Origin of the sequence: Brumimicrobium sp. (assembly GCA_023957385.1) — a bacterium.
Taxonomy (GTDB): Bacteria; Bacteroidota; Bacteroidia; order Flavobacteriales_D; family Crocinitomicaceae; genus Brumimicrobium.
The window spans coordinates 215,544-239,043 of record JAMLGZ010000002.1; the positions used below are offsets into that span (position 1 = coordinate 215,544).

At 34.6% G+C, this 23,500-nt stretch carries 13 protein-coding genes; 11 read left to right on the forward strand and 2 right to left on the reverse strand.

All coding sequences use genetic code 11. The features are described 5' to 3' along the window. Nucleotides 1-455: 455 nt before the first annotated feature. The 3 genes from lepA to M9897_12245 are packed head-to-tail and all read left to right on the forward strand — an operon-like array spanning nucleotide 456 to nucleotide 4,671. Nucleotides 456-2,252 (forward strand): translation elongation factor 4, encoded by a 1,797-nt coding sequence (gene lepA, locus M9897_12235; GenBank protein MCO5269651.1) that lies wholly within the window; start codon nucleotides 456-458, stop codon nucleotides 2,250-2,252. 2 nt (nucleotides 2,253-2,254) lie between these two features. Further along, nucleotides 2,255-2,926 (forward strand): LysE family translocator, encoded by a 672-nt coding sequence (locus tag M9897_12240; GenBank protein MCO5269652.1) that lies wholly within the window; start codon nucleotides 2,255-2,257, stop codon nucleotides 2,924-2,926. A 26-nt stretch (nucleotides 2,927-2,952) separates the two neighbouring features. Beyond that, entirely contained in the window at nucleotides 2,953-4,671 is a 1,719-nt protein-coding gene (locus M9897_12245; GenBank protein MCO5269653.1) for a hypothetical protein, read from the forward strand. Here M9897_12245 and M9897_12250 read toward each other — a convergent pair whose 3' ends face one another. Further along, nucleotides 4,672-5,415, reverse strand: a complete 744-nt coding sequence (locus M9897_12250; GenBank protein ID MCO5269654.1) for a geranylgeranylglyceryl/heptaprenylglyceryl phosphate synthase — start codon at nucleotides 5,413-5,415, stop codon at nucleotides 4,672-4,674. Further along, nucleotides 5,399-6,028, reverse strand: a complete 630-nt coding sequence (locus M9897_12255; GenBank protein ID MCO5269655.1) for a 4'-phosphopantetheinyl transferase superfamily protein — start codon at nucleotides 6,026-6,028, stop codon at nucleotides 5,399-5,401. The genes M9897_12250 and M9897_12255 overlap by 17 nt, the downstream gene beginning before the upstream one ends. Nucleotides 6,029-6,366: 338 nt before the next feature. Here M9897_12255 and M9897_12260 point away from each other — a divergent pair, with 338 nt between their 5' ends. From M9897_12260 to M9897_12295, 8 genes are all read left to right on the forward strand, one after another. Beyond that, nucleotides 6,367-7,308: an endo alpha-1,4 polygalactosaminidase gene (locus tag M9897_12260; GenBank protein ID MCO5269656.1), complete on the forward strand. Its 942-nt coding sequence runs from the start codon at nucleotides 6,367-6,369 to the stop codon at nucleotides 7,306-7,308. Nucleotides 7,309-7,472: 164 nt separating this feature from the next. After that, entirely contained in the window at nucleotides 7,473-10,919 is a 3,447-nt protein-coding gene (locus M9897_12265) for a PKD domain-containing protein (GenBank protein ID MCO5269657.1), read from the forward strand. Nucleotides 10,920-10,926: 7 nt separating this feature from the next. Beyond that, on the forward strand, nucleotides 10,927-11,889 hold the full coding sequence (locus M9897_12270; protein MCO5269658.1) for a PorP/SprF family type IX secretion system membrane protein: 963 nt from the start codon (nucleotides 10,927-10,929) through the stop codon (nucleotides 11,887-11,889). A 14-nt stretch (nucleotides 11,890-11,903) separates the two neighbouring features. After that, the gene (locus M9897_12275; protein MCO5269659.1) at nucleotides 11,904-15,617 is read left to right on the forward strand and encodes a PKD domain-containing protein; all 3,714 of its coding nucleotides are present in this window, start codon (nucleotides 11,904-11,906) and stop codon (nucleotides 15,615-15,617) included. Further along, the gene (locus M9897_12280) at nucleotides 15,614-16,615 is read left to right on the forward strand and encodes a PorP/SprF family type IX secretion system membrane protein (protein MCO5269660.1); all 1,002 of its coding nucleotides are present in this window, start codon (nucleotides 15,614-15,616) and stop codon (nucleotides 16,613-16,615) included. The genes M9897_12275 and M9897_12280 overlap by 4 nt, the downstream gene beginning before the upstream one ends. A gap of 12 nt (nucleotides 16,616-16,627) precedes the next feature. Then, nucleotides 16,628-18,745, forward strand: a complete 2,118-nt coding sequence (locus M9897_12285) for an OmpA family protein (GenBank protein MCO5269661.1) — start codon at nucleotides 16,628-16,630, stop codon at nucleotides 18,743-18,745. A gap of 139 nt (nucleotides 18,746-18,884) precedes the next feature. Beyond that, nucleotides 18,885-21,506, forward strand: coding sequence for a M1 family peptidase (locus tag M9897_12290; protein MCO5269662.1), 2,622 nt, complete (start codon nucleotides 18,885-18,887; stop codon nucleotides 21,504-21,506). Between the two features lie 66 nt (nucleotides 21,507-21,572). Then, nucleotides 21,573-23,495 carry an ABC-F family ATP-binding cassette domain-containing protein gene (locus M9897_12295; GenBank protein ID MCO5269663.1) on the forward strand — a complete coding sequence of 641 codons (1,923 nt, stop codon included), beginning with the start codon at nucleotides 21,573-21,575 and terminating at the stop codon, nucleotides 23,493-23,495. The last annotated feature ends 5 nt before the right edge of the window (nucleotides 23,496-23,500 follow it).

Sequence of the window (23,500 nt, forward strand, 5' to 3'; positions counted from 1 at the left end):
CATTTATTTTTATTTATAAGCCGTTGTACATTTATTAAAGGCTAATAAATCTAATAATTATCCCTAATATACAAGGAGTTAGTTATTATGTTTTCCTTACAAATTGAGTATTAGCATTTTAAGAATATCTATTTACATTAAAATTCAACATACCACTAAGCCATAAAAAAATTCCGTTTATCTATTAAAAATAGCAGTTTAACAAATTTATTCAAAAACTTTATAAAAAAATTGGGTTTGATGCCTAAAGTACTTATATCTTTGTACCGTTAGGTTTCATAAGTAGTAGTGTTTGATTGGAGATAGAAGCGCCCGCTTTTATCTCCAATCTTTTTTTGTAGCTATTTAATGTTAAACCATTCAAAAAGAAATAGGAAAAAAGCTAAAATCTATTAAATTCGCATTTGGTAAGTTGCCTTTTGAATGAATCAATAAAAACACATAAATAAAATTGAATGAAGAACATCCGTAATTTTTGTATCATTGCTCATATTGACCATGGAAAAAGTACATTGGCAGATCGTCTTTTGCAGATTACCGGTACAATCTCTGCGCGCGAAATGCAGAACCAGGCCTTAGATGATATGGATTTGGAGAGGGAGCGAGGGATTACTATTAAGAGTAAGGCCATACAAATGAATTATGAATTTGAGGGGGAGAAATATGTGTTGAACTTGATTGACACCCCGGGACACGTTGATTTTTCATACGAAGTGTCACGCTCCATTGCTGCCTGTGAGGGGGCTTTGTTGATCGTAGATGCAACTCAGGGGATAGAGGCTCAAACAATTTCTAACTTATATTTAGCTCTGGAACACGACTTAGAAATTATTCCTATCTTAAATAAAATGGACTTGCCTAGTGCTTCTCCGGAAGAAGTAACGGATCAAATTATTGACTTAATTGGATGTAGTCCGGAGGATGTAATTCCTGCTTCTGGAAAAACGGGATTAGGTGTAGATAAAATTTTAGAAGCAGTTATCCGTAGAATCCCTGCACCAAAGGGAAATTCAGAAGCGCCTCTTCAAGCCATGATATTTGACTCTGTATTCAACTCTTATAGAGGGATTATTGCCTATTTCCGTGTGTTAAACGGTGTGATTAAACAAGGACAACGTATTAAGTTTATGAATACCGGAGAAGATTATATTGCAGATGAAGTGGGCGTTTTAAAAATGAATCTTTTACCTAAAAAAGAAATTAGAGCGGGAGATGTGGGATACATGGTTTCTGGAATTAAAAATGCAAAAGAGGTTAAGGTAGGGGATACTATTACAACTTTGGAGAACCCTTGTGGTGAAGCTGTAAAAGGATTTGAAGACGTGAAACCTATGGTGTTTGCTGGAATTTATCCTGTGGATACGGAAGATTTTGAAGAATTGAGATACTCGATGGAAAAATTACAATTGAATGATTCTTCATTGGTGTATGAACCAGAGTCTTCTGCTGCTCTAGGTTTCGGATTTCGTTGTGGTTTCTTGGGAATGTTACATATGGAGATTATCCAAGAACGTTTAGAAAGAGAGTTTGGAATGACAGTGATTACAACTGTACCTAACGTTTCATATTATTGTTATACGCGCAAAGAGCCAACCAAAGGAGTTGTAGTGAACAATCCTTCCGAACTGCCGGATCCATCTTCTATTGAGTTTATTGAAGAGCCCTTTATCAAAGCACAGGTGATTACTAAATCGGATTATGTTGGACAAGTTATGACACTTTGTGTTGAAAAAAGAGGCCAACTTAAAAATCAAGTGTATTTGACCCAAGATCGTGTCGAGATTACATTTGATATGCCTTTAGCAGAGATTGTATTTGATTTCTACGATCGATTAAAGTCCGTTTCCAAAGGTTATGCATCTTTTGACTATTCACCAACTGGGTATCGGAAATCTGATTTAGTTAAACTAGACATTCTGTTGAATCACGAACAAGTAGATGCTTTATCTTCCCTTGTACATAGGAGTAATTCATTTGATTTAGGAAAAAAGATTTGTGAAAAATTAAAAGAATTAATCCCACGTCAACAGTTTGAGATTCCTATTCAAGCAAGTATTGGCGCTAAAATTATTGCTAGAGAAACAATAAAGGCACTTCGTAAAGATGTAACAGCTAAATGTTATGGAGGAGATATTACGCGTAAGCGAAAGTTATTACAGAAACAAAAAGAAGGAAAGAAACGTATGCGTCAAGTGGGGCGTGTCGAAATTCCTCAAGAAGCTTTCTTGGCAGTATTAAAATTGAATGATTAAGTATGGATGGTGTATTAGCAGGTCTTATCTTAAAAGGAATTGTCACTGGTTTAATACTAAGTGTTATGCTGGGACCTGCTTTTTTTCTCTTACTTGAAACAAGTATTAAGAAAGGAATACGTGCAGCTATAACCTTTGATGCAGGGGTATTAACTGCGGATATCATATACATCATTATAGCCTATTTGTTTATTCAACAAGTTGAAGAATTATCTCAAGGGGAAAATAACATTTTGATCCGAATTATTGGCGGTACATTATTCCTTGTTTATGGATATATAACCTTTAGTAAAAAGGTGCAACCGATGGAATTGAAAAAGGAATTAAGTGGAGATACAAATGCAAAAGATTATTGGGTGCTTTATATTAAAGGATTGTTGTTGAATATCGCTAACCCCTTAATTATCTTTTATTGGTTTTCAGTTATGGCCTTTGGTCATTCGGGATCAGATTATATATTATCAGGATGGAATATGTTCCTATATTTATCCGTTGTACTTGGAACATTCTGGATAATAGATGTATTGAAGATTTTTGGAGCAAAGAAGTTAAGGCCTTTTATCACTATGAGTCTGCTAGCTTCACTCAATAAAATAATAGGAGTCATTTTAATGGCATTTGGCGCATTCCTTGTAATTAATAGTATAGTAGTGTGGTTGCGATTCTACCAATAAATTTAATAGAATAACGTTAAGATAGTATGACTAAAACTTTGATATCCCTTTTTTCTTTTCTTTTTTTAGTTGCTCCAATTTTCTCGCAAAAGCAGAAGCAACAAGCAAAAGATAATAATCTATCTAAGAAGCAGACCTTTTATTACGATCCATCGACTAAAAATAAGATTGAGAGTGAGGGATATTATTATAAGGATGACCTTGGTGAAACAGCGGACAGACATGGTGAATGGAAATTCTATGATGAAGAAGGAAACTTGGTGGAAGTTCGTCATTATAATCGAAATAAATTAGAAGGAGAAGTAAAACGATACTATAAAAGAAGGAAAGTAAAGGATGTCGGTTATTTTAAAAATGATTTACAGGATAGTATTTATATAGCTTATAGTCTAAAAGGAGATACGAGTGAGGTTGGATATTATAAGATGGGAAACCCAACTGGAAAATGGCGCTATTTTTATGGAGATGGAGCTCTGAAATCGGTGGAGGAAATTATTGACACTATTTCGTATGTATGGCAATATTATAGTGCCGATTCTTTACATAAACCAACCATTATCCAAGGAAATGGAGAAATGATTGATTACTACTCCAATGGTTATATAAAATCTCAGTATCACTATAAGAATGGATTAAAGGATAGTACCTTTTTTGAAGGTTCGGTATATAATTACCCATTGTTAACTGGAACATTTGAACAGAACTTACCTCACGGTGAATGGAGATACTACTTTAATTCTGGAGATTTACAAAAAATTGTACACTATAATAAAGGAGTCATCGAAGGAGATTATATTTATTATTACGATAACGGTAAAGTACGTACTGAGGGAAAATATCTAAATGGGAAGAAGGATGGAAAATGGGCATGGTACACTAATTTAGGTAATATCGATATGGAGGGAACCTTTAAAAATGATTTACAGCACGGTGCATGGGTGTATAATTATCCGACAGGTGAACTTTCCTATAGAGCAAAGTATAAAGAGGGAAAGAAAGACGGAAAATGGTCTTATTATTATAAGAATGGCAAGAAATTTAAAGTAGGCACTTTCGTAGATGATACGCGTAATGGAATGTGGCAAACATGGTACGAAAACGGTACACTTCTAATGGAAGGAGAATATAAAAATGATAAAGAAGAAGGTACGTGGAAGAATTATTGGGAAAACGGAAAATTAAAGAATCAATCTGATTTTAAAGATGGAGAATTGAATGGAGAATGGTTTTCATATTACGATGATGGCAAACTGTTGAACAAAGGATATTACAATATGGGATTGAAAACTGGGGTTTGGACTTCTAATTATATAAATGGTAGAACAAAAGAATTGATAACATATAAAGTGATTTCGGCTAAATCAAAGGTGAAATATGGACCAATGAAAGGTAAAGTTACTCGTAAGTCTGTAGAAAATGGAAAGGCAATTTATTATTCAGCCAATGATTATACTCGTATTCAGGAAGGAAAATATAAGAATGGTAAAAAGAATGGAGAATGGGTAGATTATTATCCGGGTGGACTACTCCCAAAAATTATTGCCAATTATAAGAATGGAGAGTTGAACGGAAAGATGAAAACCTATTCACTCAATCCAAATATTGTAGTCTCTGACATTGAATACAAACATGGCTTGAAAGATGGGAAGGCCAAAATATATGACAAAAAAGGGAAATTAATTAAAGAAGTAGAATACAAAGAAGGAATGCAGGTGGGGTCTGGAAATTTTACACCTGGTAAGTAATTAGCTTCGCTTTTCTGTAAAATGGTGTATGTCCAATAAGAAATCAATGTCTTCTTCAATCCGATTTCCTATTACCACAATATTTGCACCTGCTTTTGTAAAAGATTCTATATGAGCAACATCTCGTATTCCCCCTCCTACAATGACAACGGTGTCTAACTCAGATTTTAATTTTTGGATGAGATGCGGATTTATGGTGTGTTTAGCTCCACTCCCTGCATCGAAATATACTACTTTCTTACCTTGTAATGTGCCAGCAATTGCAGTGTTTAATGCTATTGTCTCATTATCATGCGGAATAGGTGTAGTTTGACTGATATAGGAGGTTGAAGAGTAAACTCCTCCGTCTATAAGTATGTATGCTGTTGGAATAATTTCTAGTGGCAACGCTAATACTTCTTGAGCACTTTTTACATGTTGCCCAATTAAATATTCTGGGTTTCTTCCAGACAAGAGACTTAAATAAAGTAATGCGTCTGCTTCTTTAGATATTTGCTGATGATCACCTGGGAAAATAATGATTGGAATAGACGTTAAGGAACGCAGTAGGTGAATAGTAGATTGAAAATCCTCTTTGGACACAGAACTCCCTCCAATAAAGAAATAATCTATCTTAGCAAATTCAGCCTTTTGAATGATAGGTGTTAATACCTCTAAAGTATTTGTCTTTTCGGGATCAATTAACACCGCAATTTGACCAACGGCAGATCTGAATTTAGTATATATCTTATCTGTTAATTTCATATACGGGAGATGAATTTACTGAAATTATAAAATTATCTTTTTTTATAAGTTGCATTTCTACTTCTTTATGTGCTTCAGGGAAAACTAATTCTCCTTTCCAAGTATCGTCAATTATCTTTTGTAGCAAGAGATTTTCTTTGAATATTATTTTCTTTCTTCCGGCTAATTTATATAAAGCTTCTTTGCCTGACCATATTTTTGTCATTTCTTCTTCGGATGAGGTGTCATTATTCTGATATTCTGAGTCACTAAGAAATTTATGTTTTACTAATAATGCTTTCTCTCGAATGGGTTCCAAATCTAATCCAACTAAGAAATCTTTACAGTAAGCAATTCCAACTACGTTATAAGAATGTGAAATAGAAATATATCCTTCTTGCTTAATATATGGAGCTCCAATCTCAGAATAGAAAACAGGAACTTTTCCAAATACTTGAGTGCGAAGTATGCGAGTGGCAGCAAATTCCTCTTGTTTTAGGTTATGACCATAATTTGTTATTTTATCAATCTCATCTGGAAGGAGAAATGGATGTAACTTAGACAAGTCAATTCTTTCATATCGTAAAAGATAGATAGTAACTTCCCCAATAGATATGTTTTCATATTGCCACACGGAACAAATGTAAGTAAGTTTTGGCTTGTATGGATGAAATAAGGATAATTTACAAGCAGATCCCGAGCAACATAGGTTATCAGGTGACAATTGTGAGGGATTACTATCGGTCGGATTTATCGCCTCCTGTCTGTCAACCCTCGGTACTCTTCGGCAAGCTCAGGATAGGCAATTTTCTTCTATCGTCGAAAATCACTCAATCTGACAGTTCATCCGGTTGTCAGTCCGAGTGATCTTTCGCAGAAAGATTGTGTCGAGGCCTAACAACCTAATCTATATTTATTTTAAATACATAACCTGTTATGTATTATATTTGCAATGAACAGATCTACTTTATAATGAACAAATTAATCTACTTAATCATTTTATTATCCTTTTTTACAGCTTGCTCGAAAGAGAAGAAAACAAATAAGGCAGCCGAAAAAATGCAGGAATTTGTAATCAATATTTCTAAAGCTGCTAAGATGCATAATCCTCATTTTATTGTTATCCCTCAAAATGGAATAGAATTGTGTTATGGTCAGGCAGATATTGCTAATGGAATGAATTTCCAATATACAAATGCTATTGATGGCGTAGGAATGGAAGAACTTCTTTACAAAGGTTACAAAGAAGCAATAGATGAACGATTAGACATGACTCGTGATGTGTATAAGAACTATAAATCTATTTTAGTTTCTGATTACACAGAAACGGAAACGAACTACACCAACTCGGTTCAAATAAATGAAGCGGAAGGATTTATCTGTTATCCTCGAAGAGGAAATAATTACGACTATGCATACATACAACCCATTCCAAATGGAGAAAATGCAGATGATATAACAGCACTTCACATGGCCAAAAACTATCTATATCTTATTAGTGATAATCAGTTTTCATCGAAGTCTGCCTTTTTAGATAGCATTAAGAATACAAACTATGATGTAGTAATTATTGATTTGTTTTTTAAAGGGAATCAACTCTCCTATGGAGATGTAGAATCCTTAAAAACCAAGAAGAACGGAGCGAAACGATTGGTAATCTCTTATATGAATATTGGCTCAGCAGAGAAATACAGATATTATTGGAAAGATACTTGGAAAGTACATAAACCCGCTTGGCTAAAGAAAGAATACGATGGATATCCAGACGAGATATGGGTCGAATTTTGGAAATCAGCGTGGCAAGAAATCATATATAATAACTCAGATTCTTACCTTAAGAGAGTATTGAAATCTGGCTTTGATGGTGTTTATTTAGATAATGTGGAAGCATATTACTTTCTTTATAATGAATAATTTGTCGATGAAATTCATTCATTCGTAGAAGAAAATATATGTAAAATCCATTAAAATATTTTGCCGTTAAGATAAATAACACTAATTTTAGCGCCGTAAATAAAATAAATGTTTGATTTTATAATCAAAGAGGAAATTAAAGATACTAATATTTACTACGAAATATGAATTTTTTAAAATCAAGAAAACTAACCACTCGCCATATACTTATATGGTTGATGTTGGTATGTTTCCACCAAGTTACTACAGCGCAGATAGACACTATTTTTTGGTTCTCTGCCCCTGAAATTAGTGCATCTTTAGGAGATAACCCAATTTCTTTACGCATCTTGAGTTATGATAATCCCTCTACAGTTACTATTTCACAACCTGCAAATGGAAGTTTTACTCCTATTGTAATAAGTTTACCTGCACATAGTGTACAAAGTGTAGATTTAACTCCCTTTATAGCAAGCATTGAAAGTCCGTCTGCTAATACAATTGCTAATACAGGATTAAAAATTTCTGCCACAGAAAGAATTAGTGCTTATTATGAAGTAAATGCAGCAAATAATAGAGAAATATTCTCTCTAAAAGGAAGTAAAGCACTTGGAATTGATTTTTATACTCCGTTCCAAAATTTCTGGAAAAGCGGTGCTACTACGCCTGCTTCTTTCTCTTCTGTAGATATTGTAGCTACTCAAAATAATACCACTGTGTTAATTACTCCCAAAACTGCTATTGTTGGTCATGCTGCCAACGTAACATATAGCATTACATTAAATGCAGGTCAAACTTATAGCATACGCGAAACAAATATTACAAATCCTACTAAATTATCAGGATCTATTGTTTCGGCAAATAAACCAATTGCAATTACTTTACATAGTGGAGCGCTTAATAATGCAGGATGTTTAAGCACCATGGGTGACCAAATCACCAATTCAAGTTATCTTGGGAAAAATCATATAGTTCAAAGAGGAACTACAAAAAATGATAGAGTGTATGTGATGGCTATTGAGAATGGTACTACTATTACATTTACCAACTCAACTACATCTTCAACATTAATTAATTGGGGAGAGACAAAAGAATATGTTCTTTCAACCGAGAATTTGAATTATATTCAAACAAACAAGCCTGTATATGTATGGCATGCTAAAGGCTTTGGCTGTAATGTGAGTGGAGCACAAGTTGCACCTTTGTATTGTGCTGGTGAATATTCAACATCATTTTCTAGAAATACAACTGACTCTATTGGAGTTATGTTAACTGTTCGAAATGGTTTTCAAAATGCATTTAAATTAAATGGGAATGCTTCTTTAATTCCTGCCTCTGCTTTTAATGTTGTTCCAGGAACTGCAAATGAGTTTGTTGCGGCAACTATTTATTTCTCTATAACTCAGGTTCCATTAAATAGTTATAATGAGGTAACAAATACAGGTGATATTTTCGGAATGGCTGTAACCACTGGTGGTAGTGGTGCAGGTGGATCATATGCCTACTTATCTGAATTTGCTTCAATTCCTTTTGTAACCGCAGGCCCAGATGCTACAATTTGTGCAAACTCTACATTGAATCTCAATGGTATTGTAGGTGGAGGTTCTGTAACCGGAAAATGGTCTGGTACTGGTTTTGGAAGTTTCCAAAACCCAATGACAGATTTGAATAACGTATATATTCCTAGTGATTTGGATACTTTGATAAGCCCAATTAGTCTGATTCTTACATCTACAGGGCCTTGTTCCGTTAGGAAAGACACCATCTTATTAACGGTTCAGCCTGCTCCGCTTGTTAATGCTAGTGTAGATCAGATTGTATGTGTGAATAATTCAGAAGTTCAATTAAATGGTGCTGTGAGTGGTGGCGCTAGTACGGGTATTTGGACTACATCAGGTACAGGATCTTTTTTACCAAATGCTACAACTCTCAATGCGAAATATATCCCAACACCTGCTGATATCACGAATGGTTCCGTAACTCTGAATTTAACTTCTACTAATGCAGGTATCTGTCAGAATGAATCAGATTTTATGACAATAACTTTCTCTTCTGGTCCTTCTGTAAATGCAGGGCCAGATACGTTATATGTTTGCTCTAATAATGCGGATGTTAATTTAGTGGGTAGTGTTTCTGGAAATACAACTACAGGTAAATGGTCAACTTCAGGAAATGGCATATTCTCCCCCGATAATTCAAACATGATGACCACTTATCAGTCAACAACAAACGATGTAAATCAAGGACAAGTATGGATATATTTGACTTCTACAAATAATGGAACTTGTTTGAAAGTAGTGGATAGTCTGTTGGTTCAATATACTCCAGCTCCAGTTGTAGATGCTGGATTAAATATTACAGCTTGTTCGAATACAAATGAAGTAAATTTGAATGGAACTGTTTCAGGTCCAACAACAACGGGTCAATGGTCTGGAGGATTAGGTACTTTTTCTCCTGATGACCAAAGTTTGAATGCTACATATTACCCTACTGCTGCTGAAATTAGTAATGGAACTATTACGCTGACTTTAACTACTACTAACAATGCGGGATGTAATTCAGTTTCTGATATTGTGAAAGTAGTATATGTTCAACCTCCTTTTGTCAATTTTAATTATACTGAAGAATGTGCTGGTGTTGCTAGTGTATTTACTGATTTTTCTTTGCCAATAAATGGTACCTTAACAAATTGGAATTGGGATTTTGGAGATGGCGCAACAGCTACTACCAATAATGCAAATCATGCTTACAATACAAAAGGTACGTATAGTGTTACCTTAATTGCTACAAATAGTTATGGTTGTTCTGATACAGTTGTAAAAAATGTAAATGCTTTTGAATCTCCAGTTGCTGACTTTGATTATACGCTAACTTGTACCGATAACGATTTCTTTGTAGCATTCACAGATCAATCAACTTATGATCAAAATCCAATCAATTTCTGGTTTTATGATTATGGAGGACAAGGTTCAGCAGCTGTTAAAGATCCGACCAAATATTTCTTTACGCCAGGAGATTATACTATTACACACATTGTAAGAAATATTCCAGGTTGTTCGGATACTATCCAAAAGACAATTACAATCCCGCATAAGCCTAAAGCTGGATTCTACTACAATACATCAAATGGACTAAATATTGGTGCAACATTTAACTTTATTGATACATCTTCTTATGCAGATTCTTGGTTCTGGACTTTTGGAGATGGAAAGACATCTACTTCTACTAATACAAGTAATGTATATATGGCAAACGGTACTTATACAGTGACACAAGTTGTGTATAATACGTACGGATGTACAGATACGGTTAGTAAAGTATTGATTATAAATACAGCTAAAACTGAAGTGAGTGACTTGATTCCAAACGCCATTTCTCCTAATGGCGACGGAGAAAATGATGTATGGAAATTAGATTTCATTCAAACTTATTATCCAAACGCAACGGTGGACATCTTCAATCAATGGGGTCAATTATTATTTTCTTCAGTTGGATATAAGATTCCTTGGAATGGAACCTATCATGGTGAATTTGTGCCGGATGGGACCTATTTCTACATTATTAACTTGAATGACGGTAAAGAAGACAGTCTATTCAAAGGCACTCTACTAGTATTAAAAAACGGTAACTAATTAGTTTATGAAAAACCTATTATATAGTACAACATTCATTATTCTATTAGTAAGTGGGATAAGTTATGGTCAGCAACAAGGCGTCTATTCCAACTTCTTGATGAATAATTATTATTATAACCCTGCCATTGCAGGTAGTACTCCTAGTTCAGAGTTAAATTTAGGAGTTAGAAAGCAATGGGTTGGCTTTGAAGGATCTCCTTTTATCTTAAATGCCAGTTTCCAAGGTTCTATAAAAAATAGAGGAAAAATTGGATTGGGAGGTTCTATCCTTTCAGAAAATGTGGGAATTACAAATCGTTTAGGAATCTATATTAATTATGCCCAACATTTTAGACTTTTTAAAGATGTAAAATTAGGCCTAGGAGTTCGTCCTGGATTTATGCAGTATAGTGCCAAATTATATAAAGCAATTTTAGCGGATGAGGATGATAAAACTTTGACAGGTAACACCTACTCCGGAAGCGCTTTTGATGTAGATATGGGATTCAATGTGTATTCACCCAAATTTTTCTTCATGGCTTCTTTTAATAATATATTGAGAGATGCTATTCGTTTCGCACCTTACAATTCAAACTTAACTATGCACATCAATGTGATTGCAGGATACAATATTAAATTCCCTAAAAAGAAGTTTGAATTACAACCAAGTTTGATGTTAAAGTATTCTAAACCTGTTCCTTTGCAATTATGTGCTATGTTAAAAGCTACATATAATGACATGGTATGGGTAGGACTCTTAATGAGAACCAATGATGCTGTAGGCATATCTGCTGGTGCAAAGATTAAAGATCAGCTTTGGATCTCATATTCTTATGATTATACTTTGGGAAGATTGATTGGATACCAAACTGGTTCACATGAAATTGGATTATCCATTTTAATCAATAATAAGAAGAAATCTCTTTCTGAAAAAGATGAAGAGCTAAATAATAGTATTATGGATTCTAATAAGAAAAATATTAAATAAAAATTGACTTTGCTATGAAACATATATTCATAATTTTATCGATATTATTTGTTCTAATAGGAACAAAGTCTGCAAATGCCCAGATTGATACGGTTTTCTGGTTTTCAGCTCCTTGGTTAACGCCAGATCATACCAATCAAAAACCGATGGCATTCCATATTTCTACGTTTAATAACCCAACTACTGTTCGTATAAAACAGCCAGCAGGAACTTACGATACCACTATCGTAATCCCTCCAAATACGCTCTTCTCAAAGTATGTTAGTTTTATGATTAATCAAGTAGAAACGAAACCTGCCAATACAGTGTTAAGCACAGGTTTTAGATTCACTTCTGATTATCCTATTACAGTGGTGTATGATATCATTACAGCACCTACAACATATTATAATCCTGAAACATACTCATTGAAAGGACAGAATGGATTAGGAAAGGAATTCGTGTTACCATTCCAAACATTATGGCATAATAGACCTTCCACTGCTGATAATAATGGAGATGGTGTTATTACTCAACCTTACCAGCAATTTTCAGTTGTTGCTTCAGAAGATAATACGACGGTTTATATAACACCCAAAACGGATATTGTGGGGCACCCTGCTAACGTAACCTTTAGTGTTTTCCTACCTTTTAAAGGAAATACATGGACAGGTCAAAATATTTATCAAGAGGTTCAAAACCCAGGTCAAAATCTCGCTGGAACAATTGTAGTTTCTGATAAGCCGATATCTATAACAGTCTGTGAAGACTCAGTGCAACCTGCTGGAGGTTGTGCCGATGAATTAGGCGACCAGATTGTGCCGGTTGATGTTGTTGGAAATGAGTATATTGTAAACAGAGGCTTCTTAAATGCAGCAGTTCTTGAATCTTTCTTTGTAGTAGCAACTGAAAACTTTACATCTGTGACAATAAATGACGGAATAGTTACAAATGTGTTATTAAACAAAGGAGATACCTATCCGTATAATATACAACAACCACTGACGCATATTCAAACTGATAAGTCAGTGTATTTATACCACATGTCAGGATATGGATGTGAGTTAGGATCAGCGCTACTTCCACCTTTAAACTGTGCGGGTTCAGATCAAGTGAGTTTTGCTCGTGCAAATGGACAAAGTTTCCTTTTAAATATTCTTTGTAAAGGTGGTACGGAAGGTGCATTCCAATTAAATGGGAATCCTGCTTTAATTCCTGCTAGCGCTTTCGCTCCTGTACCTGGAACAGGTGGGGCATGGATGGGAGCTCAGATTAGTTTTACAACTGCTCAAGTACCTGTAGGAACTGCAAATACTGTTACAAACTCTATGGATAATTTCGCATTAGGTGTTATTAATGGTGGACCTTCGACAGGTTGTTTGTATCACTATTTATCTTCATTTTTACGACGTGTATATACAGACGCCGGAGAAGATACTACTTTGTGTTCCGGAATTAATTCTATCGATTTAATTGGATCTGTTAAAGGGGGAGTAACTACAGGTGAATGGTCTGTTTTAGATGGTTCTGGGACTATTGCTGATATCTCTAATCTTTCTACAACATATTCCCCAACAGTGAGTGACTTCGCTCAAGGTGAACTAACATTCGTTTTAACATCTACAGGAAACTGTACTCCTGTAACAGATACCATGAAAGTATTTTTTATACAACCACCAGAAGTTAGCACTGGAGCAGATATGACTTATTGTAGAAATAATATTGGTGCCATCCCTGTTAGTGGAACACTTAACTTTGCGATAGGTTCTACATGGTATGGTGGAAATGGTGGATCTTTTGCAAACTCAGGAAATTTATCAACTACATATACTCCTTCACCAACAGATATTGCTCAAGATAGTATAGTTCTTTATCTAGAATCTCAGGGTAGTTTATATAATTGTCCAAATGATATCGACTCAGTTGTCATTCATTTTACCGATGAACCTTCCGTTTTTGCAGGAACTGATATTTATGTTTGTTCAAGTGTAAGTCAAGTATCTCTCAATGGTTTAGTGAGTGGTGGTGCTACAACAGGAGTATGGAGTACAGGAGGATCTGGATCCTTCTCTCCTTCAGAATTTAATTTATCTACTGATTATATTATTACTGCAGCAGATACTACTTCGGGCCAAGTTAAGATATATCTGACTTCTACCAATAATGGAAATTGTATCGCAGCTATGGATAGTATTGTAATTAATATTTATAGTAAACCAGTGGTTGAAATAACTTCCCAAGATTCTATTTGTTCTAACTTACCTATCTTAAATTTAGATGGTATAGTCTCTCTAGGATTTAATGCGGTATGGTCTGTAGATGGTTTAGGTACTATTGCAGATCCAAACTCTTTAAATACTTTTTATACATTAAATCCATTAGATGCTAATAATGGATATATCACAGTATATCTTACTACTGATGCTACTGTTTGTCCGAGTGAAGTAGATTCTATTCAAGTGTACTTTATTGCCCCTCCAGTTGTAGATGCTGGTTCAGATTTAGCAATCTGTCAGAATGAACCAGTTGCCTTAAATGGTTCTATTTCTGGTCCTAATTCGGGCGGGGTGTGGAATACGTTAGGAACAGGTAGTTTTGTTCCTGGTAATAATTTCTTAAATACATATTATTATCCATCTGCATTGGATGTAGCTAATGGAAGCGTAACACTTGTGTTATCTTCTTTGGGTGATTTTGGCTGTGCACCAGATAACGACAATATGGTGATAACTTTCAAACCTATCCCAGCGGCTGATTTTAGTAATAATACTGCTTGCGAGGGGAATAATACAAGCTTCCAAGATGCATCAACTACTTCTACAGGCTCTATCACGGGTTGGGCATGGGATTTTGGTGATGGAGGCAATTCTATTATAAATAATCCACAACATGTGTATCCCGGATATGGAGATTATACAGTTACCTTGGTTGCCACTGGCTCTAATGGTTGTACAGATACGGTACAAAGACAGATTTATGTAAATCCGGCACCTGATGTAGCTTTTTCATATTCTACACCTTGTGTAAATATGCCGATTAAATTTACAGATAAATCTACAATTCCTGTAGGAAGTGTGGTTGCTTGGAACTATAGCTTTGGAAATGGAGATAATAGCTCACAGCAGAACCCAACTTACACGTATTATTCTTCTGCTGATTATGGAGTAACTTTAACTGTGACTTCAGATGTGGGATGTACGGCTTCAACAACTTATTCTATTTTCGTTAATCCTGCACCAGATGCTGAATTTACAATGGACCCAAATCCTGCTATGGCGATGGAAAGTGTTGATTTTATTGATCAATCCGTAGGTACCGGTATTTCTGGTTGGTTGTGGAATTTTGGGGATGAACAAGGTGATAATACACAGCATCCTACACATGTTTATACAGATGGAGGCACATATAATGTATTCTTAGTAGTTACTGATGCAAACGGATGTGTAGATACAGCTTTCCATGAAATGGTTATTGGTTTGATGCCTAATCTTCCTTCCGGATTCTCACCGAATGGAGATGGTGAGAATGATGTGTTTATTATTAGAGGAGGCCCTTTCAATAATGTGATTTTCCAGGTATTTAATAACTGGGGAGAATTATTATTTGAGACACATGATTCCAAAGAGGGATGGGATGGAACTTATAAGGGTCAACCAGTACCTGTAGGAGTATATACCTGGGTAATGAAAGTGGAATTATTTGGAGGAAAAATGGTTAATAAATCTGGAGACGTTACTTTACTACGATGATTAGAAAGATAAGAAATATAGTAATAGCATTAGTTTTTATCCCTGTAATTGGGGTAAAAGCGCAGGATTTCCACCTGTCTATGTATGATGCTGCACCTATTTATTTAAATCCTGCAATGACGGGTTTATTTGAAGGCTCATGGAGATTACATGCACAGTATAGAGATCAATGGAGAGCAGTGAATTTCAAACCTTATAATACTGCTTTATTAAGTTTTGATGCTTCTTACAAGAAATGGGGATTTGGAGTTCAATTTGCTAATTATAGAGCTGGTGCTGGAAATTTTAATATTTTCCAAGGCTTACTCTCAGTGGCATATAATGTTCCTCTAGGAGCTAAGAAAGCACATAATCTAGCCTTTGGAGTTCAGGGAGGTGTTACTAATAAATCTGTTCAGTATCAGTTGTTGACTTTTGATAACCAATACACTACAGCTAATGGAGGTGGTTTTGATCAGACTATGCCTAGTGGAGAAGTATTTGATGTTCAATCTAGATATACTCCAATTGTAAACTTTGGTATGTTATACTATTTCTCTAAACAAGAAAGCAGATTGAATCCATTTGTTGGAGTTTCTGCATTTAATTTAATCAATCCGAATGAATCTTTCTTTGGTGATAAAGCTAAATATCCATTTAGATTCTATGGACATGCGGGAGTTCGTATTAACATCACAGAACTATTTTATATTGTACCTAAGGTGTTAGTAATGAATCAGGATAAGTTTTTTGAACAAACGTATGCTCTTGATTTGGGTTATTATATTTCTTCATCTGATTTATACCTTTTGGGAGGACTTGTATATAGGAATGCGGATGCAATGGTATTCTCTTTAGGTTTAAAGATTAGTAATATCACTGCAAAATTTGCTTACGATGTAAATATGTCTAGGCTTACAAATACATCTTCAGGAAAAGGAGCTTACGAGATTTCATTAACGTATGTATTCTCTAAAAAGAAGAGAAAGGAATATGAAAAGATTTGTCCAAGATTATAAAAAATTGAATTCATGAATACACGATATTTATCCATACATAAATCCCTATTAATCTTAGCAGCAATTTTCTTTTCCATGTTGTCCTATGGACAATCAAAAAAAGTATGGCTGCAATATGCGGACGATTTCTTTAAGAAGGGAGATTATATTACAGCATTAAAATATTACGAGAGAATTTATAGTGATTCTTCTATTAATGAGAGTGGTGTGCTTCCTTATGAGGTGGGGACTACTAGCCAAAAATTAAAAGATAAAAAACCAAAAAATGATTCCGTAGTTAAAGTTCCTTTTAAAGACTATATCGATCACCAGATTGCAGTTTGTCACCAAAAGACTTATGATTATAAACGTGCTGCAGAACATTTTAAAGAAACAGCCAATAGCTCCTATTATCCTGCTGATCGATATGAATATGCAGACGCTTTAATGAAAATGCGAGAATATGATCAAGCTATTCAAAACTTTAAAGCGTATGCAGAAAGTCCTAACCATACAGATTCTCTTGCTATTCTAGCCGCACAACGTATAGTCGCATGTAAATATGCTTTAGATGATGAACATTACGAGAAAGAAATTATTGTGGAGATGGCTGACACCAATATCTTTAATAAAGGAACAGCATCTTTTGGGGTAATGTTTTTTGGCTCTGAAGATAGAATCATGTTCGCTTCTGCACGTGAGGATGGTGTAATTCTAGACCCAAACAAACAGGATTCTCGTTATTTGATGGACTTGTATTGGACTCAAAGGGATGATGTTGATGATCCTTGGGAGACTGCTAAGAACTTTGGTCGTCCGCTAAATGGAGCTGTAAATGATGCATCCGGTACTTATAATGGAAATAATGTAATCATTTATAATCGTTGGGAAAACGAAAACCCAAATGGTGTTTCTATGTACCTAGGGAGAATGTTAGATTTTAAATTCTTTGAATCATATAAATTAGATTCTGTGATTAATTATCCAGGATCCCAAAATATTAATCCATATGTTACCGAAGATGGAAAATGGCTTTACTTCTCAAGTAATAGACCTGGAGGTAAAGGAGGTTTTGATATTTGGAGAATTAAAATTGATGCTACAGGACTCCCAAGTGGCACTCCTGAAAACCTAGGATATCCAGTAAACACTGAATTTGATGAAAAGACTCCTTTCTATCATTCAATTGGTAATATTTTATATTTCAGTTCAACGGGGCATAATTCAATAGGAGGTTTAGATATCTTCCAAAGTAAATTTAATTTGGATGATAGTACATTCATGGCTCCAACTAATATGGGTGAACCAATTAACTCTAGCCAAGATGATGCTTATCTCATTTGGGACAAAAACATGAAACATGGTTTTTTCTCTAGTGATAGAGAACCTTGTGAAGCCGGACATTGCTATGATATTTATACGATTGAAAATGCTCCTATTCGTATATATATAGAGGGGTATGTTTATGATATGGCTACCAACGAGATTATCCCAGGCGCATCTTTGACTTTTAAGGATGTAAGAGGTACTATCCCAGATTTCACACTTACTTCTGATGCAAAAGGGTTTTATCATACGGAATTAATCCAGCAGTCTGAAATATTTATTGTGGCTAAAAAGAAAGATTATTTTGCAGATGCTACCAATATTGATACGCGAAATATTACAAAATCAACTACACTAAAGCACGATTTTTATTTGGAGCAAATTCCACAGGATGAAATTAAAATTGAAGGAATTGAGTATGATTTCGATTCTGCGAATTTACGCCCAAAATCTAAGGAAGTATTGGATAAACTGTATGAATTTATTAAGCTAAATGATAATCTAACGATTCAGATTAACTCTCATACGGATTGTAGAGGTTCTGATACCTATAACCAAAAACTCTCTCAAAGAAGAGCTCAGTCTTGTGTGGATTACCTTGTAAAAGAGAAAGGTATTGAAAAAGAAAGATTGATTGCAATTGGTTATGGTGAATCTAGACCAGCTTATAGAACAGATGAGAATGGTCGAGTTGTGTTGGATGAAAGTGGAAATAAAATTCCATTAACTGAAGCATATATCAATTCTATTCCATCTAAAGACGAACAAGAAGAATTACACCAAAGAAATCGTAGAACTGCTTTTGAGGTAATTAATCAAAAATAATAAGTAAGATAACTATACAGAACTCCTTCATAGAAAGGAGTTTTTTTTTTAAAAATTATTTAAAAATGAATATTCTTTGATGCTATAAATACTGAGAGACAAAAATTATTTGCATTTTTGTTCTACTAGAATAAATAAAATGAGAAAAATAACAATAAGCTTAATTGCTATAGGATTTCTTTATTCCTGCGGAACCACAAAAAAAGAATCATCAAATACCATAAATCCTTCTACACAAACAACTGTTCAATCTGACCAAAAAGAAGAAGTTAGAATTACAGAACGACCTTTATATCAGGCGACAAGTACAGTGTCCACAGATATTAAACATACTAAATTGGAAGTTAATTTTAATTGGGCTGAATCTCAAATGAATGGTTTGGCAACTATTACATGTTCTCCGCATTTTTATCCATCTGATAGTTTAATCCTAGATGCTAAATCTATGGAGATTAAGTCGGTTAAGTTGAATGATAAGAGCTTAAATTTCCGATATAATAAGAAAATGCTTCGTATTGGATTAGATAAAACCTATTCAAAGAACGATACATATAGTGTTGTAATTGATTATATCTCTAAGCCAGAAGAAAAAGAAGAGGGAGGCTCTGCTGCTATTTCCAGTGATAAAGGTTTATATTTCATAAATCCACGTAATGAACGTAAAGGACAAATGCCTCAAATTTGGACACAAGGTGAAACAGAATCGAATTCTGTTTGGTTTCCTACTATTGATAAACCCAATCAAAAAACTAGCTTTGAAATATTCATTACAGTTGAAAATAAGTATAAGACGCTATCTAATGGTACCTTATTATCTTCCCAAATAAATAATGACGGTACTAGAACAGATCACTGGAAACAAGACTTACCTCATGCTCCATATCTTTGTATGTTAGCAGTAGGTGAATTTTCTATAATTGAAGATTCATATACCAAAAACGACGGGTCAAAAATTCCGGTTAATTACTATGTTGAACCTGAATGGGCTCCGTATGCCAAAGATATCTTTGGTGAAACTCCTGCTATGATTAAATTCTTTTCAGATATATTGGGGGTAGAATATCAATGGGATAAATACCATCAGATTGTGGTGAGAGAATATGTTTCGGGAGCCATGGAAAATACGGGAGCAGTAGTTTTTGGTGATTTTGCCTATAAAACAAGAAGAGAATTAATTGATGAAAATGACCAGAGTACGATTGCACATGAACTTTTCCACCATTGGTTTGGAGATTTAGTTACTGCAGAAAGCTGGTCTAATCTTCCTTTGAATGAATCTTTTGCTAACTATTCGCAGTATCTATGGGATGAACACCGATATGGTGTGGATGAAGCAGATTACAATGCAGAAATAGAAGCAAATGGATATTATGCATCTGCACAGCAAGTAGGATATCATGATATGGTTTGGTTTGGATACGATAGTAGGGAAGAAATGTTCGATGGACATTCTTATAATAAAGGAGGAAGAATACTCCATATGTTACGTACCTATGTAGGTGATGAAGCATTCTTTGCTAGCTTAAAAGATTATCTAGAAACCAATAAATTTGGTGCAGCTGAAATGGATAATTTACGCTTGTCTTTTGAGAAAATTACTGGAGAAGACTTGAATTGGTTCTTTAATCAGTGGTTTTTTGCTTCCTACCACCCTGAATTAACTGTCACACCTACCGTCAATGGGAATGAGGTTACCTTAAAAGTTGAACAGAAACAAGATTTGAGTAAAGCGCCCATTTATAGGTTGCCGCTTAAAGTTGGTATATATGCAAATAATCAGAAGAAAACGTTTAATATAATAGTAGATAAGGTCAACTCTGAATTTACTTTTCCGTTTGAAGGAGAACTTCAGAATGTAGTTTTTGATGAAGATAGAGCACTTTTAGGTAAAATTAAATTTGAAAAACCGCGTGAATGGTATATACATCAATATTATCATGCACCTAAATTTATAGATAGGAAAGAGGCTGTTGTAAATGGAAGTAAACTAAAATCTGAAGATTCTTATAAGATGATAGCTGATGCCTTGAACGATAAATTCTGGGATATCCGTAGCCAAGCATTATCTCGCTTCTTAAAAATGAGTGACGAATCTGTGTCTGGGCTGTATGCAAAGATAGTGGATATGGCGCAACATGATGAGAACCCAGCTGTAAGAGCTTCTGCAATTTTAATTCTTACAAATAAATTCTATACAACTACTTCAAATAAAGAACAGATTAATTCTGTTTATGAGCACGCTATCCAGCAAGACAGCTCTTATTCTGTAGTAGCTCAGGCATTGGGTGGTATGACAAATTCCCCTGAGGGAATAAAGAAGGCATTGGAGTTATGTAAAGGACTTGAAAAAGAAAACTCCTCTTCCATGAAGGCGTCTATAGTAAACATTTATACTAGCTATGGAGATACTTCTGATATACGCTTTGTAATTAATACGTTGAAGAACGGAGAAATTACAGGATATAATTCTATTGGAGCAATTTCTGGTTTTTCTCATTTCTTTGCTGAACAAGATTTTGCTTTCCAAAATAAGAATTTCGATGTCTTTGAGGTAATTTCTAAAGATGGAGGAGCTTATTCTCGAGCAGTACTCCCATACGTTTTGATTGGCTTACAACGTAATACAGATAGCCAAATTGAATATATGGAAGGACAACTTTCTGATAAAAGCGTTAGTCAGGTAGAAAAAGATGCTATTCGTATTCATTTAGAAGAAGCGAAGAAGTTATCTACAAGAATACAGAAGCTGATAAACAAATAAGAGTTTAATTTATTTCTTTTGAAAAGGCATGGGAATATATTCCGATGCCTTTTCTATCTTTGCACCATGATTAATATAGAACGTTTAGGAGTTTTCTTACCACAAGGTTATTTGTTTAAAGATGTTAATCTTCAAATTAATATAGGTGATAAAATAGGATTGGTAGGAAAAAATGGAGCAGGAAAGTCAACTTTATTAAAACTTTTAGCAGGGAAAGAACGTCCTTCAGAAGGAAGTATCCATAAATCAAAAGATATTACGATTGGATTCTTGACCCAAGATATTGAAATAGATACTAACCAATCTGTGTTTGAATATTTGGATCATTCTAATCCTAAACTCAATAAGATTAGAACAGGAATTGATGATATTAATCACCAATTAGTTACGCGTACCGATTATGAGAGCGATTCCTATTTATCTTTACTGGACGACTTGAGTGAATTTAATCAACAATTCCAAGTACTAGATGGGTATCAATGGGAGGAGAAGATTATTACTACTCTGCAAGGATTGGGATTTCAAGATAGCGCAATTCATAAGTCCTTAAATGAATTTTCAGGAGGTTGGAAGATGAGAGCAGAGTTAGCCAAAATCTTAGTAAATAACCCGTCTGTAATTTTATTGGATGAGCCAACCAATCACTTGGATATAATCTCCATCCAGTGGCTGGAAACCTATCTTAAAAAATATGATGGAGCTGTTATTACTATCTCTCACGACCGATACTTCTTGGATAATGTGACAAAGAGAACGTTAGAAATTACAAATGGAAAAATCTTAAATTTCCCTTATCCGTATTCTATTTATAAAGAGAAACGTGCAGAAGAATTAGAAATCTTAAAGAATGCTCAAAAACAGCAAGAGAAAGAGATTAAAAGAACGGAAGAGCTAATTGATAAATTTAGAGCAAAATCGAGTAAGGCCGCTTTTGCTCAATCGCTTATAAAGAAGCTAGAGAAGACAGAACGTATTGAAATTGAGTCTGATGCAGTTGCAAAAATGAGAATTTCTTTTCCACTAAGTGTGCAACCTGGAAAGGTAGTACTCGATATGGAAGATCTAGGAAAGAGCTACGGTGATTTAACTTTATTTAAAGGAGTTAACTTGTCTGTAGGAAGAGGAGAGAAGATTGCTTTATTAGGTCCAAATGGTGTTGGTAAGTCAACCCTCTTAAAGCGTATCATGAAAGTGGAAGATGGAGAAGGAACGGTAAATTATGGACATAATGTGAACCTTACTTATTTTGCTCAAGATCAAGTAAATCAGTTAGACCCTAATAAAACTGTTTTTGATACTGTGGATGATATTGCAGAAGGAGAAATTCGTAAACAGTTGCGATCAATTTTAGGAGCGTTCTTATTTAGTGGAGAAGATATTGATAAGAAAGTTTCAGTGCTATCTGGAGGAGAGAAAACACGTTTAGCACTATGTCAGTTGTTGCTGAGTCCATCTAACTTTTTAATTCTGGATGAGCCAACAAATCATCTAGATATCCAAAGTAAGGAGGTTCTAAAACAAGCACTTCAGAAATATGAAGGAACATTTATAGTAGTATCTCACGATCGTGAATTCTTGGAGGGCTTAACAAACCGTATCTGGGATATAGAGAATAAGCATCTTAAGATTCATCATTATACAGTTAAAGAATATCTTGTGAAGAAGATGGATGCTTTCGAAAAGGCACAGAAACTTGGTGTTAGCGCTAAGGAAATTGCAAAGGTTGCTACGAAAGAACCTGAAAAAATGCTTTCTTATGAAGAGGAAAAAGAATTAAAGAGGCAACAAACCCAGAATCAGAATGCAATTAAGAAAATTGAACAAAAGATTGGACAATTGGAAGATAAGATAGCAGAAATGGATAAGGTTGTTGCTGAATTAGATTATACAGACGAAGTAAATTCCACTAAAGTTTTACAAGAGTACGAAACACTAAAAAGTGACCTTGATAAAGCTATGACTGAATGGGAAAAACTTATGGAGGATTAAGTCTT